This is a genomic window from Hymenobacter sp. DG25B (assembly GCF_000801315.1).
In the GTDB taxonomy this organism is placed as follows: Bacteria; Bacteroidota; Bacteroidia; order Cytophagales; family Hymenobacteraceae; genus Hymenobacter.
On record NZ_CP010054.1, the window covers coordinates 2,607,211 to 2,623,734 of the forward strand.

Genomic DNA, 16,524 nt, shown 5'->3' on the forward strand with positions numbered 1-16,524 from the left:
GGTGCTAGGCCTCGCTCTGCAGGGAATGCAGCTCCTGGGTCATCTGGGCTATTAATTCCTGCAGCAGCAGCGTGGTTTCCTCAATCAGGGGCTCCAGAATATCGGGGTTAAAGCTGCCGGGCCATTTATCCAGCTGCAGCACCAGCGGCAGAATGCGGTGCACCTGTACGTGCTCCAGACTGGGCTTCAGCTTGTGGGCGCTGGCGCGCAGCACCTGTACATCCTGGTGCTGGCGGGCGGTGGTAAGCTCCTCAATAGCCTCCTGCGCGCTTTCTATAAACGACTCCAGCATCAGGAGGACAAAACTTTGGTCGCCCTGCCCTATTTTCTGAATGATTTCCAGATTATAAAAAGGCGGCTCTTCCGGCTGCCGGGAAACAGCGAGGGCATTTTCCTGCCCGGCTTTCCCGGTCAGCCAGGCGCCAATAATTTTGAACAGCTCGTCTTCCTGAAAAGGCTTGGTGAGGTAGTCGTTCATGCCCGCCTGCAGGCATTTTTCCCGCTCGCCCTTAATGGCATTGGCCGTGAGGGCAATAACGGGGGTGGTAAGTACCAGTTGCTGGCGCAGAAACTGAGTGGCTTCCAACCCGTTCATCACGGGCATCTGCACGTCCATCAGAATCACGTCAAACACGTGCTGCCGGGCCAGCTCCACGGCAATGGCGCCGTTTTCGGCTTCGGTAATCTGCATGCCGGCATTACTCAGTAGCCCCTTGGCAATCTGGCGGTTAAAAGCGTTGTCTTCAACCAGCAGAATGTGCTTGTCGCGCAGAATTTCCCGGCTTTCGGGGGTGGCTTCTATTTTCTCGGGCAGGTCCCGGGCGGTGCCCACCGGCAGCACCAGCGTAAACTGGCTGCGGGTGCCGTGGTATTTCTGGCTTTCAATCTGAATTTCGCCGCCCATGAGGCGTACCAGGCTGCGGCTGATGCTGAGGCCGAGGCCAGTCCCGCCAAACTTGCGCGTAACGGAGGTATCTTCCTGGCTGAACTCCTTGAAAATATCGGCCAGGTATTCCGGGTCGATGCCGATACCGGTATCGGACACGGTGAACTGAATTTCTACCTGCCCGGGCTGCTTTGCCAGTAGCTCGCAGGTTATGGTTACCTGCCCTTTTTCGGTGAATTTAATGGCATTGCCGGCCAGATTCAGCAGCACCTGCGTTAGGCGGTATGGGTCGCCGAGCAGTACTTCCGGCAGGCGCGCATCCACAGAGGTGAGGAACAGCAGACCTTTTTCTTCGGCTTTGAAATGCAGGCTTTTCTGGACCTGGCGCAGCAGGTGGTCCATGGTAAACCCAATGCTTTCAATGGACAGCTGGCTGGCGCCAATTTTTGACAGGTCCAGAATATCATTGATAATCACGAGCAGGTTTTCGCCGGAGGAGGCAATGGCCCGCAGGTAATTCTGCTGCTCCTGGTTGAGCGGGGTTTTGGCCAGCAGCTGGCCCATGCCCAGAATGGCGTTCAGCGGCGTGCGGATTTCGTGGCTCATGTTGGCCAGAAATAGCTCTTTGGAGCGGGTAGACTCCTCGGCAAACTCCTTGGCCGCACGCAGATTAAGCTCCAACTGCTTCTGGTGCGTGATATCCAGGGTGATACTGATGGAGCCGTATACCTGCTTCTGGTCGTTATAAATGGGCCCGGCACTAATCAGCAGCCATTTTTCCTCTCCGGTTTTGCTGATGACGGCCAGCTCGTAGGTATCGGAAATGCCCTGCAGGCGACTATTGTTCTTGGCATCCAGGAACTCCACGTCCTCTGGGTGCAGAATTTGATGGATGGCCCTCTGGTATAGGAATTCCTCCCGCTGAAAGCCGGTAATGTCGCAAAATGCCTGATTTACATAGGTCACGTTATTATTGAGGTCCAGCTCTACCAGGCCCATGTTCATGCTCTCAATAATGCTGCGGTACTTTTCTTCCCGCCGCTTCAGGGCATCTTCATTGTTTTTGCGCTCGGTAATGTCCTCGAACTTGCACAGGCTGCCAATGTATTTATCGTCTACCTGAATGGGCACAAAATCACATTGCAGCGTGCGGCCACTTTTCAGCTTAAAGATTTCGCCGGTTCTGAGCTGCGGGTGCTGGCGCAACGCCTGGTAGTGGCGGTCAAACTGCTCTTCGTCTTTGAACTTGCTTCTAACCTGCTGATTAAAAGTCAGCGTGTTCATGCCCACCAGCGCTTCTGGCGTCACAGGCAAGTCGAAGATGCGACAGATAGCCTCGTTGGCCAGCACTACCTGGTTGCTTTCATCTTCCAGCAAAATGCCTTCCTGGAAGTTGGAAATGGTGGTATACAGGCGCAGCGTAGTGGCCTCAATGGCCAGGTTGGCTTTCTTGATTTCCGAAATATCGGTGTGCACGCCGGTCATAATCAGGGGGCGGCCCTGCTCATCGTATTTCGTTATCAGGCCCCGGGTCAACACCCATTTGTAGTCGCCGCTTTTGCACATTAAGCGCCGCTCTACAGAGTACATGGGCACCTGCCCGCTCAGGTAGGCATCGGAGGCCTGTATGCTCAGGGCCTGGTCGTCGGGGTGTACGTGGTTGAGCCAGCTTTGCTGATGACTCTCAAACTCTTCCTCGGTGTAGCCCAGCATGCGGATATAGGCTTTGGAGAAGTACTCCTGCCCGGTCTGGTAGTTGAACTCCCAGGCGCCGTCGCCGAAGCGCTCCATGGCCAGCTGCCAGCGCTGCTCATTTTCGCGCACGGTTTCTTCGGCCTGCTTTAGCGCCGTGATGTCCAGGAGAATACCGCTGAATATACTACCCTGCGCATCGGTACTGGAGTGCCGGGAGTTAGCCCGGCACCAGCGCAGGGGCTGGCCGGGTACTACCAGGCGCCCTTCAAAAGACCAGGATTTCCCTTCCTTCCGGGCCAGCTCCATGGCGGCGTCCCACTGCGCTCTGTCCTCCGGATGGATGATATCACGCAGGTGGTTGAGTTGCTCCGGCACTACGCCAAACATCTCACGCAGCTTGGGGCTGCTGTAGGAAAGGCCGGCGGAGCCATCCTGGTTTTCCCGCCACTGAAATAGTACGCCGGGCACCTGCTCCACCAGAAACCGAAACCGCTCCTCGCTTTCGGCTAAAAAGCGCTGGGTGGCTTTGCGCTCGGCTATATCCTCCAGCAGACCGGCAAAGCGGGGGCCGCCATCGGGCCCCTGGCCCATGGGCTGCACTTTCACCTGCACCCAGCCCATGGTGCCATCCTTGTGCGGGGCCAGCACTTCATAGCGAAAAGCGGTACCAGCCGCCAGCCGCTCCTGCATGTAGTACTCGGGGCTTTCGTCGCTGGCTAAATCACTCAGAATCATCCAGACGGGCTGGCCCACTACTTCGCTGTGCTCGTACCCAAAAAGCGCCGTAAATCCCCGATTCACCCAGGTAATGTACCCGTGCTGATCCAGCAGCACCACGGCATCAAATACTTCCTGCACCAGCAGGAGCTCCTGCTCCCGCGGGTTGAAATTATAGGAGGAAGCAAGGTTTTTATCGGTAGTCATTACGCTAATCTAAGGGTAGGCTTGCGGCAAGCAGCTCCGGGCGGGGCCTGAAGTGTCTTCTGCCTTGAAACCAAGTATAGCTGAGCCTACAAACCGCCCCATCCAATACCCGGCAATCTGGCTGCAAGTAGCTCATAAATAGCTTCGCGCAGCTATTTTACCCTAGATACTATTTTGCGGCTATAAAAACCAACCGCCTACCCAGTAGCCTGGTGCTCGCTGAATGCAGCTACCAGCCACTTTTGGCGAGCTTCTGCCCACTATGGAACAGGCCTGACCCAGGGATTAGAAGGGCAGCGGATGTATTTCGAAAATTAATTTGAAATAAGCTGTAACCTTCCCCAAAAGCCGAAGTTTCCACGCTCGAATACGCCCACTACTTATCGACTTCCACTTGAACTCGCTCACGGACAATTCGCTCATGCTGCAAGTGAAGGCCGGCCAGGTCGATAAGATGGGCTTGCTCTTTGAGCGCTACCATCGGCCGTTGTTGGCGTTTTTCTACCACTCCAATGGTAATGCCACGGCCAGCGAAGACCTGGTGCAAAACGTGTTTTACCGCATGCTGAAATACCGCCACACCTTCACGGGTGACGGCGAGTTTCGAACCTGGATGTACCACCTCGCGCGCAACGTGCTAGCCGATGCCGCGAAGAAAAGCAAACCCTCGGCCCACCACCAGGACATAGCAGACTGGGCCGATAAAATTGCAGGCGGGACGACGGCCGACGCCAGTCTGCAGCAGGCACAGGAGGTAGCGCAATTGCACCGGGCTATGGCCCGCCTCAGTGCCGAACAGCGGGAAATACTCGTCATGAGTCGTTTCCAGGAGCTGAAATACGAGCAGATAGCGCAGCTGCTTGATACGACGGTAGGAGCCGTGAAGGTGCGCGCGCACCGGGCCCTCTGCCAATTGAAGGACATTTATTTGCTAATGGAAAATGGAAGCCAAGTTCGGAAACTGTGAGGGGGTGCAAGAGGGGCTGATGGACTTGCTGGCCAACGAATTGTCGGCGCAGGAACAGCAGGCTATGCACGCCCATCTGGCGCACTGCCCGGCCTGCCAGCACGAATTGCAGGCCGTACAAAAGCTCTGGCACACGATGGGAAACCTGCCCGTGCCGGAGCCCAGTGAGCAGCTGCGCCCCCGCTTCTACAGCATGTTGGCGGAGTTTCAGGCCGATGAGCAGCGCAAGCAGCGCTGGTCGTTGGCGGGCATGCTCCAACAACTGCAGGATTGGTGGCAGCCGGAATATGCTACCCGCCTGGCTTACAGTCTCGTGTTGCTGGTAGTGGGCCTGGCGGCCGGCTACCTGCTGCGGGGCCGGGAAACGGCTGCTCCGGCCGATTCCCAACAGCCCATGGCGGTAGTAGAAGCCCCGGACGGAAATGTGCAGCAGGCGCAAATGCTCACGCTGCTGGCTAACCCCTCGGCGGTGCAGCGGCTGCGCGCCGTGAGCTACGCCGAGGAGTTGGCCCCCAGCAACGACCGGGTGGTGGCGGCCCTGCTCAGCACGCTTAACCAGGACCCGAACGTGAATGTGCGGCTGGCGTCGCTGGAAGTACTGGCGGGCCTTTCCCAGGACCCCACCGTGCGCCAGGGCCTGGTACGCTCTCTGGCCCGGCAGGAATCCCCGCTCGTGCAGTCGGCTATGGCCGATGTGATGGTGCAGCTGCAGGAGCGCCGCTCGGTGCGCCCCCTGCGGAAACTACTGCAGCAGGAAAACCTGAACGAGCAGGTAAAAACCAAAATCGAGCAAAGCATTCAGTCTTTGTCTACAGAACGGTCTGCGGACCACTCAACCCCTTCAACCTACGATGAAACCCTTCACCATATTCGGACTGATCTGGACACTTCTGTGGCTGCCTAGCTGCTCTCTGCAGGCTCAGGACCGCGAATCCACAGAGAAAATCAACCGGGAAATTACCCTTACCGGCGCCACCGGCAGCAGCACGCTGGCCGTGTACAACATCTTCGGCTCGGTTACGGTGCAGGGCTATAGCGGCAATAAAGTGGTGGTAGAAGCTACCAGGACCATTAAAGCCGACAACGCCACCCACCTAGAGCAGGGCAAAAAGGAAGCCCAGATGGGCTTTGAGCAGCGCGGTGACAGTGTAATTGTATTCCTGCAGGGCCCCCAGGACTCCCGGCCCCGCCGGAACCGAAACTGGAACAACCACGACATTGACTACGAGTATTCCTTCGATATCACGGTGAAAGTGCCCCGGGATATGAAAGTAAACGCCTCTACGGTAAACGGTGGCGAGATGCAGGTACAGGATGTGACGGGGCTGGTTCAGGCCCGCAACGTGAACGGCCCCGTCATTATCCGAAATGTCCGGGAGGCTACTGTGGCCAAAACAGTGAATGGTAAAGTAGAAGTCTCCCTCACCACGGCGCCCACGCAGGCAGCCTCCTACCAAACCATTAACGGCGACATAGCGGTGAGCTATCCGGCCAACGCCTCGGCGGACCTGCACTTTAAGAGCATGCACGGCGAGATGTATACCGATTTCCCGCAAACAGAAGTATTGCCGGCCCGCGTAACGCAGAATCAGCAGCGCGAAGGCGCCGGCACCAAGTATAAACTCAACAAAGAGACGGCCGTGCGGCTGGGCAAAGGCGGCCCCGATATCCGCCTGGAAACCCTGAACGGCGACGTCACCATCAAAAAGCAAAACTGATGAACAAGATAGTATTTCGTGCCCTCCTGGCTTTTCTGGTACTTACCTGGGCCCAGCCACTGCTGGCGCAGCAGGCTACCAAAGACCAGATGGTGGTGGCGCTCAGCTCCCCCGGCAAGCCCGGCACACTGCATCTTAAGCTGGTGGGAGGCGGTATTCGGGTCATTGGCACATCGGATAAAAACGTCGTGATTGAAACCTCTACCCGGGGCGGGCGGCGCGAGTCCGGCTCCTCGGAAGCGCCCGCCGGTATGCGCCGCATTTCTCAGGCCGATAACATGGACGTGACAGCGCAGGAGCGCGCTAACCACGTGTATATCAAAACGCAGTCCTGGCAGCATCCGGTTGATTTCGTTATTCGGGTGCCCCGGCAGTTTTCCCTGCAGATTTCTACTGTGCAGGATGGTGACGTGGTGGTAGAAAACGTGGCCGGTGAGCTGGAGGTAGCCAATGTGAATGGCTCTATCCGGCTGAAGGATGTGGCTGGCTCCGCAGTGCTGAACACGGTGAACGGGGAAATATTAGCCGATTTCAACAGCGTAACGGCGGGCGCACCCATGGCCTTCTCCACCGTGAACGGCAAGCTGGACATTACCCTACCGGCCAAAGCCAAGGCTTCCCTTAAGCTGAAGTCGGATATGGGTGAAATCTACAGCGACTTCGACATGACCACCGACGACAGCGCCCCCAAGGTAACGCGCACCGCCAAGAATGGCACCTACCGCGTTAACACCGACAACTGGACGTACGGCAAGATTAACGGCGGCGGCGCCGAGTTTATGATGAAGAGCTTAAACGGCGACATTTATATCCGCCGGGCCAAGTAAAGCACTAACTTATACATATATCAGTTGGGTAATTCTCAGTCCCGGCCTCTCTGTTGATACTGCATTATCAGGAGTAAGCTGTGGTGAGTGACTCCGTAACAAGGGAGTTTGCCGGGACTGGGTACTTAATTTCCGGGGCTCACCGCGTCCCTTCTGCGGGAATCTGCCTTCCGGCAGCATTCCATCCGGCGTCGGCAGCAAGCCCTCTCCTCCTACCGTTCCTTCTGCCGACAGCTTTTTCCAGCGCAGCTTTTTGTTGCTGACTGCCACGGCTTTGTCCGGCTTGCGGCCCTGTTTTAGGCTGCTCCTCCTCGCCCTACTTTCAGTTCCTACCTCCTGAAAACCAGCACCATGTTCCGTATTTCTATTCTTTTTCTGGGCCTCCTGTTTCTGGGCATAAAGGCCCTGGCCCAGGTAGCGCCCGCCCCGGCAGCGGCAGCGCCCAAAAAGCAGCTGCAGGCCCTGCGCATTAGTGGGGGTATTAAGCTGGATGGGCTGCTGGATGAAGCCGTGTGGCAGCAGGCGCCCATTGCTACCGATTTTATTCAGCAGCGGCCCAACCCCGGCGTGCCCGAGAAGCACCGCACCGAGGTGCGTGTCCTCTACGACGACGCCAACCTCTACATCGGGGCCATTATGCATGACTCCTCCCCCGACTCCATTATGCGGGAGATGACCCAGCGGGACCAGTTTGGCAACTCCGACTTGTTTTCCGTGTTTCTGGATACCTACCACGACCAGCTGAATGGCTACAACTTTACGGTGACCACCTCGGGCGTGCAGCTGGACGGGCGCTACTCCCCGGCCGGGGGCGAAGACTTTAACTGGAACGCCGTGTGGGATGCCCGCACCACCCAGCATGGTACCGACTGGGTGGCTGAAATGCGCATTCCGTACTCCGCCATTCGCTTCAGCAAACTACCCGAGCAGCTTTGGGGTCTCAACTTTGCCCGCCAGCGCAAGCGCGACAACCAGCAGTTTTTCTGGAACGAGGTGAAGCCCACCGTGAATGGCTTTGTAAACCAGTGGGGCGAGCTGCGCGGCGTGCGCGACATTAAACCACCGCTCCGCCTCTCCCTCACGCCTTACATTTCCGCTTATGTGAACCATAACCCGCTGAATGAGGAAGGCACCAAGCGCACTACCACCTCCTTTAATGGCGGCGCTGACGTGAAATGGGGCATCAATGAAAGCTTTACGCTGGATGCTACGCTGGTGCCCGACTTTGGCCAGGTGCAGAGCGACAACCAGGTGCTGAACCTCTCGCCCTTTGAGGTGCAGTTCAACGAAAACCGCCAGTTCTTTACCGAAGGCACGGAGCTCTTCAACAAAGGCAACCTGTTCTACTCCCGCCGTGTGGGCGCCACGCCCATCGGGTTTTATGGGGTACGCCGGGGTGCCAATGAGAAGATATTGCGCAACCCGGCCGAAACCCGCCTGCTGAATGCTACCAAGATTTCGGGGCGCACCAAAAAGGGGCTGGGCGTGGGGTTGTTCAATGCGCTTTCCAATGATGTGTACGCTACCGTGCGCAACACCGAAACCGGCGAGGAGCGGGAGGTCCTCACGCAGCCCTTCAGCAATTACAACATTGCCGTGCTGGATCAGTCCCTGAAAAACAACTCCTATGTGTCGCTCATCAACACCAACGTCACGCGCTGGGGCAGTACCTACGATGCCAACGTGACGGGCGGCCTGTTCCGCTTCAACAACAAGAAAAACTCTTACGCCCTGGATGGCAGCATGGTGTATTCGCGGCGGCGCGGTACCCAGTTCGGCTCGGATAAGCCTATTGACGACCAGGACGGCTACAAATACTCCCTGGGCGTGGGCAAAATCAGCGGCAATCTGACCTGGGACATAAACCACAGCATAGAGTCAGACAAGTACAACCCCAACGATTTGGGCCTGCTGTTTTCCAACAACAGTATTTCTCAGTCGTTTAGCGTGGCCTACCGCAAGTACCAGCCGTTCTGGAAGGTGAACAACATGGCGTTTTTCGGGCAGGTGGGCCACGAGCTGCTCTATAAGCCTACCCGCTATCAGAGCCTGTATTTCTACAACGGCTTCAACACAACCTTCACCAAGAGCTTTCTGCAGGTGGGCTACGACTTTGTGCTGAGCCCCGTTTCGCACGACTACTTTGAGCCCCGCACCTACCCCCTGGGCGACTTCTTTGTGCGGGTGCCCGGCAATGCCGACTTCGTGGCTTTCTTGAATTCCGATACGCGCAAGCGGTTTGCCCTGGGTATGAACGCCGGTCTGCAGCGCTTCGGCCTGGATGAGCGGCTGCCGCGCGAGCGACGCCTGAAATACAGCCTGGGCGCCTACCCCCGCTACCGGATAAACAACCACCTCACCTTCAGCTATAGCCTGGACTGGAGCCTGCAACGCAACCAGATTGGCTTTGTAAACGGCGGCCTCAGCCAGGACGAAGCTCTGGACTTGCCCTTCACCGGGCAGATTCTGCTGGGCCGCCGCCATGTGGCCACGGTTTCCAACGTAGTATCGGCGGCCTATACCTTCACCAACCGTATGTCGTTCACGCTGCGCACGCGCCACTACACCAGCAACGTGCGCTACGCTGACTTTGCCGTGCTGGGCCCTGATGGCGAAGAGCGCCAGGCCGACTACCGCCGCAACCGCGACAATACCTACAATGCTTTCAACGTGGATGCGGTGTACTCCTGGTGGTTTGCGCCCGGCTCGCAGGTAAGCGTGGTCTGGAAAAACGCCGGCTACACCTTCCTGAATGCCGAAAAAGCCACGCCCCAGTACTTCGATAACTTCAACAACACCATCAATACGCCGCACAATAACTCTCTCTCCGTGAAGGTTCTTTATTATCTGGATTATCTGATGGTGAGAAGGCCTAAATAGTGGCGGCAGTAAAAAGGCCTGTTTTCAAAACAAAGCCAAAAACCCAGAGGTCAGTAATAATGCCTCTGGGCTTTTGGTGTTCCGGGCCCTCAAAAACCGTACAACCTTCCCCGGAAGCCCCCGTTTACTGGGCCCATGCAGTATTTTATTTTTGCGGCGCTGGTGGCCGTTACGGTGTTTTTCTTTTACCGGTATGTCACGCGCGACGCCCGCCTTCGCGAGCAGGCCCTGGCCGCGGAGTTTCCGGCCAGCTGGCGGCAGATTCTGGCTGAGCGGGTAGCCTTTTATTTGTCGCTTTCCGAGGTTGATAAAACTCGTTTCGAAAAACGAATCCAGGTTTTTCTGGCCCAGACCCGCATTACGGGTATCCAGACTGATATTGACGATGTTACGCGGGTGCTGGTGGCGGCCTCGGCCATTATTCCGGTGTTTGGCTTTCCCGATTGGGAGTATGGAAACCTGAGCGAGGTGCTGGTGGTGCCGGATGCCTGGAAGGAAAAGCAGGACCCCCACAAGGAGCAAGCCCCGCTGGCCGGCACGCTGCTGGGCTCGGTGCGCAACTTCCAGTCCTCCCACTACATGCACCTTTCCAAAGCCTCCCTGGAGCAGGGTTTCAAGGATTCGCTGGACCGCCAGAACGTGGGCATTCACGAGTTTGTGCATCTGCTGGATGAGGCCGATGGCGTCATTGACGGGGTGCCGGCCCTCACGTTTCCGGCCGCCCTGCGCCCCGAGTGGGAAGCCGTGATGCAGCGCGAAATAGCCGCCATCCGGGCCGGGCGCTCCGAAATAAACGACTACGCGGGCACCAATGAGGCGGAGTTTTTTGCCGTGGTAACGGAGTATTTCTTTGAGAAGCCCGAGAAGCTGCAGACCGAGCACCCCGAGCTATATGGGCTGCTGCTGCTGGCCTTCCGCCAGAACCCGCGCAGCCGCTTTGGGCAGTGGGCCACCGACCCGCGCCTGTGGCTGAAGGCGCTGCGCAGTCGCCGCAAGTTTGGCCGCAACGACCCCTGCCCCTGCGGCAGTGGCAAAAAGTACAAAGAATGTCATTTGCTGCAGGAAGCCTGAGTTGTCATGGATGCGGCCCGCATTCCCCCGGCGCGGCTATCCTTGCCGGGGAATGCCGAGCCACCGTGCGAATTCCGGGCGGATGGTTAATTTAGGCCTTTCGCCGCCTGGCGGCCTTCCTTTGTCTTACCCTTCTTTCCCACCCATGAAAAAAACCTTGTTATCCGGCCTGGCCTTCGCGGCGCTGGGTACGGGCGTATGGTCGTGTGCTACTACCAGCAAGGCGCCCGTAGCTACTACCCCGGCCCCCACCGAAACGGCGCCGGTTGCGGCCGCCCCTTCCTGGAGCCAGCAGGCCGATGATTTTCTGAAGTCTTACTCCGCCGAATACCAGCGCCTCTACACCGCCTCGGCGGAAGCGGAATGGCGCTCCAACACGCATATTGTGGCTGGCGACACGGCCAACTCCGGAGCCACCACCCGCGCTAATGAGCGCATGGCCGCCTTCACCGGCTCGGCAGAGAATATCAAGCGCCTGCGGGAACTGCTCGACCACAAAGCTGACCTCAGCGAGCTGCAGGTAAAGCAGCTGCAAACGGCGCTGTACAACGCCGCCAACTCGCCCCAGACCATTGCCGAGGTGGTGAAGCGCCGCATTAAGGCCGAAGCCGCCCAAACAGAAAAGCTCTACGGTTTCGACTACAAGTACCAGGGCAAATCCGTGACCACCAACGACCTGGACGAGCTCCTGCGCAAGGAAAAAAACCCGGCTAAGCGCCAGCAGATCTGGGAAGCCAGCAAAGCCATTGGCCCCACGCTGAAAGATGGCCTGCTGAACCTGCGCGACCTGCGCAACCAGACCGTGCAGGCCCTGGGCTACCCCGACTACTTCACCTACCAGGCCTCCGACTACGGCATGACCCGCGAGGAGATGATGGCGCTGGTCCGCAAAATAAACGACGAGCTGCGCCCGCTTTACCGGGAGCTGCACACCTACGCCCGCTACGAGCTGGCCAAGAAGTACAACGTGAAGCAGGTGCCCGACTATCTGCCGGCTTCCTGGCTGCCCAACCGTTGGGGCCAGGACTGGAGCGCCATGGTAGACGTGAAAGGCCTGAACATCGACCCCATACTGGCCAAAAAGGGGGCTGAGTGGCAGGTAAAGCAGGCCGAGCGCTTCTACCAGAGCCTGGGCTTCCCGGCCCTGCCCGCTTCGTTCTACGAAAAGTCGAGCCTGTACCCGCTGCCTAAAGATGCCGGGTACAAAAAGAACAACCACGCCTCGGCCTGGCATATGGACCTGGACCACGATGTGCGCAGCCTGATGAGCGTGGAAGGCAACACCGAGTGGTACGAAACCACCCACCACGAGCTGGGGCACATTTACTACTACCTCACTTACACCAACCCCGAGGTGCCCGTGCTGCTGCGCGGTGGTGCTAACCGGGCCTACCATGAGGCCATGGGCAGCCTCATGGGCCTGGCCGCTACCCAAAAGCCCTTTCTGGCGGGCCTGAATCTGGTAGACCCCAAAACCCAGACCGACCAGACCCAGACGCTGCTGAAGGAAGCCCTGAACTATGCCGTGTTCATTCCCTTTGCTTCGGGGGTGATGAGTGAGTGGGAAAACAGCTTCTATGCCGATAAGCTCCCCGCCGACCAGCTGAATGCCCGCTGGTGGGCCCTGGCCAAGCAGTACCAGGGTATTGTGCCGCCCACCACGCGCGGCGAGCAGTACCTGGACCCCGCCACCAAAACCCACATCAACGACGACCCCGCGCAGTACTATGACTACGCGCTGAGCTACGTTATCCTGTTCCAGCTGCACGACCACATGGCCAAGAAAATTCTGAAGCAGGACCCGCACGCTACCAACTACTACGGAAGTAAAGAGGTGGGGCAGTTTCTGGCCGACATTATGCGCCCCGGCGCCAGCAAAGACTGGCGCACGGTGCTGAAAGAGAAAACCGGCGAAGACCTTTCTGCCCGCGCCATGGTAGATTATTTCCAGCCGCTGATGGCTTACCTGAAGCAGCAGAACAAAGGCCGGAAGTACACCATGTAAGCACCCCGGCTTTGCCGGTTAACCAAAAAGAGCCCGCCATATCCGGCGGGCTCTTTCTTTATATGGATGCCGGAAATACCGCCGACTATTGGCTCTCTACCAGATATTTATCCAGTACTTTCTGAATGCTCTCCAGCCGGGTATACACCATATCCAGCACATCGGTATCATAGTTAGCCGCGCCCATCGCGCGGGAAGTCAGATAGCGCGCCAGGGTGGTGTTTTCGTTCAGGCGGGCTTCCAGCTCATCGTGGGCGTAGTCCCACTCTGCCAGCTGGCCCTGGGCCAGGTATTGGCCCCGCAGCGCAATGGTCTGGCTAACCAGGTGGGCCAGCCGGGTCAGCAGCGCCGACTCCGTTTCCGTAAACTCGCGGGCTTCCCGGCCAATGACGCACAGCGTTCCAATGTTAGAATCATCGGGCATGCGCAGGGCCGAGCCGGCGTAAAACCGCAGCCCCGCCGACTGCGCCACAAAGGGGCTCACCAACCGGCAACGCTCCTTTTCCAGATCCGGATATACCAGGGGCTCATCCTGCAGAATGGCCGCCGAGCAGAGGCTGTCCGGGCGAGCCACGGCTTCCAGCCCGGGCATTCCGGTGTTGGCCTTATACCACACCCTATCCTCATCTACCAATGAAATCAGGGAGATAGGAACGTTAAAGAGCTGCGCAGACAGGGCGACAAAATCATCAAAAATCCTCTCCGGCGTGGTGTTCACAATCTGGTACTGATGCAGCGTCCGCAGGCGGGCACCATCTGTATCGGGTATCAGAGATTGGGGAAGCTTATCGCTCATGCTATTCTATCAAGTACTCTTCTTAGAAATTGGCCAAGGGTATTCTAAGCTACCCCCATGTATCCTGCTTGTCGCCAGTACCTGGCTTACGCCGGCATGCTCAGAGTGGTTAACACCTGCTTGGCGTTGGCTACGTGGTCGGTGGCCCGGTTAAGGGAGTTAAAGATGTACTGGATAACCCCTTCTTTGTCGATGACGAACGTGACCCGGCCGGGAATTATGCCCAGCAGCGCGCGGGGCACCTCATAGAGCTTGCGCACTTTGCCGCCTTCATCAGCCAGCAGCGGGAAGGGCAAACGGTGCTTCTGGGTAAACTTCTGATGCGAGGCCTCGCTATCGGAGCTTATGCCTACCACCTCGGCGCCCAGATCCTTAAAATCCTCGTACTGGTCGCGGAAAGAACAGGCTTCGGCGGTGCAGCCGGGCGTATCATCTTTGGGGTAGAAGTATAATACCACGCTGCGCTTGCCACGCTGCTCGGAGAGGCGAAACGTCTCGCCGGTAGTGGTTTTGAGGGTGAAGTCTGGAGCTGAGTTGCCTACCTGTAGCATGTGCTGTGTTTAGTTATCCTGAAGCAATGATCCTAACCGCAGGCAGGGTAGAAAGGTTATGGTTGCCGGCCGTTCCGGCGGCCCCAATCCGGTTTAGCAAGGCTAGTTACGCCTTACCCGGATACTCACCCGCTCGCCGTTTTCACTGGTTACGGGCTCTATCTCAATTCGCTCTTCTTCGTTGTAATACACGGCCAGGCCCCGGATAATGCCTACCGCCAATGCCCCCATCCGGCGCGGAGAAACATATTCTACCTGCAGCTCATTTTTCCCAAGCCGCTCTACCTGTAGCACGGGCGGGTTATGGCCGGGGTTTTGATGCCGGATATGGACGTGCATATGCTTTTCAGTGTTTTCCACCATTTCCAGCGTCCGCCACGTGGGGTCTACCAGCTTGCCGTACATCAGCATCAGGTCGGGCACCAGGTACTCGCCAAATTTCTCGTGCAGCTCTTCGGCCGGCACACCGGACATTTCGGCGGCGTGGCCCACCAGGGTATACAGGTCCTGATCCGGATACACGGCCTGCACTTCAAAGTCGCTGTAGGCAATGCCGGAGGCCTCTACCAGCCGCACCCAGGTGGCGTGGTCGTATTGCGTCTGTACATAGCGCTTCAGGAGGGTCATGATGGTTCCGTGCACAGCCAAAAACTAAGAGGATAAACAAAAAGCAGCTCCGGCTCTCACCAGGGGTTCTGGTAAAGATACGGAGCTGCTTCTTATGCGCCGGAGCGGCGGAGTTTAGTTCATGTTGCCCAGCACGGCCATGGAAGAAAGCGTGGGGCTGGCACTGCCGCCGGCAGGTTCCACCGTCATGGCAAAGGCCTGCGCGCTGGCAATGGATTTCATAAGCTGCACACTATCCCCCACCATGGTAGCCTCGGCCAGCATACCGGCGTCAATGGGCTTGCCCTTATCCAGGGCCCACAGCTGATACTGTTTGCCTTCCGGGGGCTTGGGCAGGTTGCGCACCTCTACGTATACAGCCCGGGTAGCGGGGTTAAAATGCACCTTGGCCTTAGCGCCTGGGGCGTTGGGTGTACCGGTCAGCTCTACCATGCGGTAGGCATCATCCCGGAACATAGCCAGCTCGGCGGTGCGCTGGGTCAGCCGCTGCTGCACCACACGGGTATTGGCCGCCAGCTCGTCGCGGGAGCTTTGCATGGCTACCAGCTCCTGAGAGGCATTCTGCCAGTTGCGGTAGAAAATAAAGTTGCTCACCAGCAGCAGCGCAACGGCAGCGGCCATCAGCCAGGTAAGCACCCGCCCCGTAGAGGGCGTCGCTTCCTGGGGCGGTGGCATGGCAATAACGCGGCCGGGCTCAGCTACGGGGGGTGCAGCGGTGGGCGGGGCATCGGCCTGAATAGCGGCCTGCCAGCCGGCCAGCACCCGTTCCCGCATGCCGGCGGGCGGCTGGGCGGCGTGGGCCAGCGCATAGCCATCCAGGGCCTGCGTAATCTGGTCTAGTTCCTGTCGAATCTCGGGGTAGGCAGCGGCCTGGTGCTCTACTTCCGCCTGCTCGCGCGGCGTGAGAGTCCCGAGCACATACTGCTCTAAAACGCCTGATTCGATATATTCCTGAATGTTCACGGCTATCGAATCAGTTTTGCGAGTACTTTGATGGCGGCCCGGGCGCGGGTCTTAACGGTGCCGAGGGGTAAATTGAGTTCTTCTGCCACTTCACTTTGCGTAAAACCGCCGAAGTACAATAAGTCGATAATCTCTTTTTGCTCCGGATTGAGCTGTTTAGTTATCTCCTGTATCCCGATATGCTCAGGGCGGAACGCCGTGGGGGCGGCCTGCCACTGTGCCGGGCTGTCTTCCAGCGGCTGTGTACGAGTACCTACGCGGTGCTGACGAGAGCGGATTTTGTCGATAGCTAAATTCCGACAAATGTTCAGCACCCAGGTAAACAGACGTCCCTTTGACGTATCGTAGCTCAGAAAGGAATGCCAGATTTTAACCAGTGCTTCCTGCAGCACGTCCTCGGCCTCTTCTTCTTTTTTTACAATACGAAGGATGACGCCATAAAGCGCGGTGCCATACTTATCGTAGAACACCGTCATGGCCGACTCGTCTCGGGTCCGCAGCCGCTGTACCAGCTGCTCTTCGGTGATGGAGGCTAATTCTGTGGAGGTTAAAGGCACAAAGTCTGCGTATAAGTAGGACGTTAAACCACACTGGGGGTCGAGCCTATGGCCAAA

General features: G+C 57.9%; 13 protein-coding genes. 7 read left to right on the forward strand and 6 right to left on the reverse strand.

Annotated features, from left to right (window positions below; all coding sequences use genetic code 11):
- Positions 1-4 precede the first annotated feature (4 nt).
- The gene (locus PK28_RS11150; protein WP_048825908.1) at positions 5-3,505 is read right to left on the reverse strand and encodes a PAS domain S-box protein; all 3,501 of its coding nucleotides are present in this window, start codon (positions 3,503-3,505) and stop codon (positions 5-7) included.
- Between the two features lie 394 nt (positions 3,506-3,899).
- On the opposite strand from PK28_RS11150, the gene PK28_RS11155 reads away from it, so the two are divergent.
- From PK28_RS11155 to PK28_RS11185, 7 genes are all read left to right on the forward strand, one after another.
- Positions 3,900-4,472: an RNA polymerase sigma factor gene (locus PK28_RS11155; protein WP_316931931.1), complete on the forward strand. Its 573-nt coding sequence runs from the start codon at positions 3,900-3,902 to the stop codon at positions 4,470-4,472.
- The gene (locus tag PK28_RS11160; protein ID WP_048825910.1) at positions 4,447-5,376 is read left to right on the forward strand and encodes a HEAT repeat domain-containing protein; all 930 of its coding nucleotides are present in this window, start codon (positions 4,447-4,449) and stop codon (positions 5,374-5,376) included. Before PK28_RS11155 ends, PK28_RS11160 begins: the two co-directional genes overlap by 26 nt.
- Positions 5,324-6,190, forward strand: a complete 867-nt coding sequence (locus PK28_RS11165) for a DUF4097 family beta strand repeat-containing protein (protein ID WP_044513874.1) — start codon at positions 5,324-5,326, stop codon at positions 6,188-6,190. Before PK28_RS11160 ends, PK28_RS11165 begins: the two co-directional genes overlap by 53 nt.
- Positions 6,190-7,017: a DUF4097 family beta strand repeat-containing protein gene (locus PK28_RS11170; protein WP_044513875.1), complete on the forward strand. Its 828-nt coding sequence runs from the start codon at positions 6,190-6,192 to the stop codon at positions 7,015-7,017. Before PK28_RS11165 ends, PK28_RS11170 begins: the two co-directional genes overlap by 1 nt.
- A 351-nt stretch (positions 7,018-7,368) precedes the next feature.
- A complete protein-coding gene (locus PK28_RS11175; RefSeq protein WP_048825912.1) occupies positions 7,369-9,897 on the forward strand; it encodes a DUF5916 domain-containing protein in 2,529 nt (842 codons plus the stop codon).
- A 135-nt stretch (positions 9,898-10,032) separates the two neighbouring features.
- Positions 10,033-10,968: a M90 family metallopeptidase gene (locus tag PK28_RS11180; RefSeq protein WP_044513877.1), complete on the forward strand. Its 936-nt coding sequence runs from the start codon at positions 10,033-10,035 to the stop codon at positions 10,966-10,968.
- A gap of 145 nt (positions 10,969-11,113) precedes the next feature.
- Entirely contained in the window at positions 11,114-12,973 is a 1,860-nt protein-coding gene (locus tag PK28_RS11185) for a M2 family metallopeptidase (protein ID WP_044513880.1), read from the forward strand.
- 85 nt (positions 12,974-13,058) lie between these two features.
- On the opposite strand, the gene PK28_RS11190 is transcribed toward PK28_RS11185, so the two are convergent.
- From PK28_RS11190 to PK28_RS11210, 5 genes are all read right to left on the reverse strand, one after another.
- Positions 13,059-13,769 carry a GAF domain-containing protein gene (locus tag PK28_RS11190; protein WP_048825914.1) on the reverse strand — a complete coding sequence of 237 codons (711 nt, stop codon included), beginning with the start codon at positions 13,767-13,769 and terminating at the stop codon, positions 13,059-13,061.
- 86 nt (positions 13,770-13,855) lie between these two features.
- Positions 13,856-14,320 carry a peroxiredoxin gene (locus PK28_RS11195; RefSeq protein WP_044513882.1) on the reverse strand — a complete coding sequence of 155 codons (465 nt, stop codon included), beginning with the start codon at positions 14,318-14,320 and terminating at the stop codon, positions 13,856-13,858.
- A gap of 102 nt (positions 14,321-14,422) precedes the next feature.
- The gene (locus tag PK28_RS11200) at positions 14,423-14,962 is read right to left on the reverse strand and encodes a heme NO-binding domain-containing protein (protein WP_156126359.1); all 540 of its coding nucleotides are present in this window, start codon (positions 14,960-14,962) and stop codon (positions 14,423-14,425) included.
- A 99-nt stretch (positions 14,963-15,061) separates the two neighbouring features.
- Entirely contained in the window at positions 15,062-15,910 is an 849-nt protein-coding gene (locus PK28_RS11205) for an anti-sigma factor (protein ID WP_044513888.1), read from the reverse strand.
- Positions 15,911-15,912: 2 nt separating this feature from the next.
- Entirely contained in the window at positions 15,913-16,467 is a 555-nt protein-coding gene (locus PK28_RS11210; RefSeq protein WP_044516900.1) for an RNA polymerase sigma factor, read from the reverse strand.
- Positions 16,468-16,524: the final 57 nt, after the last annotated feature.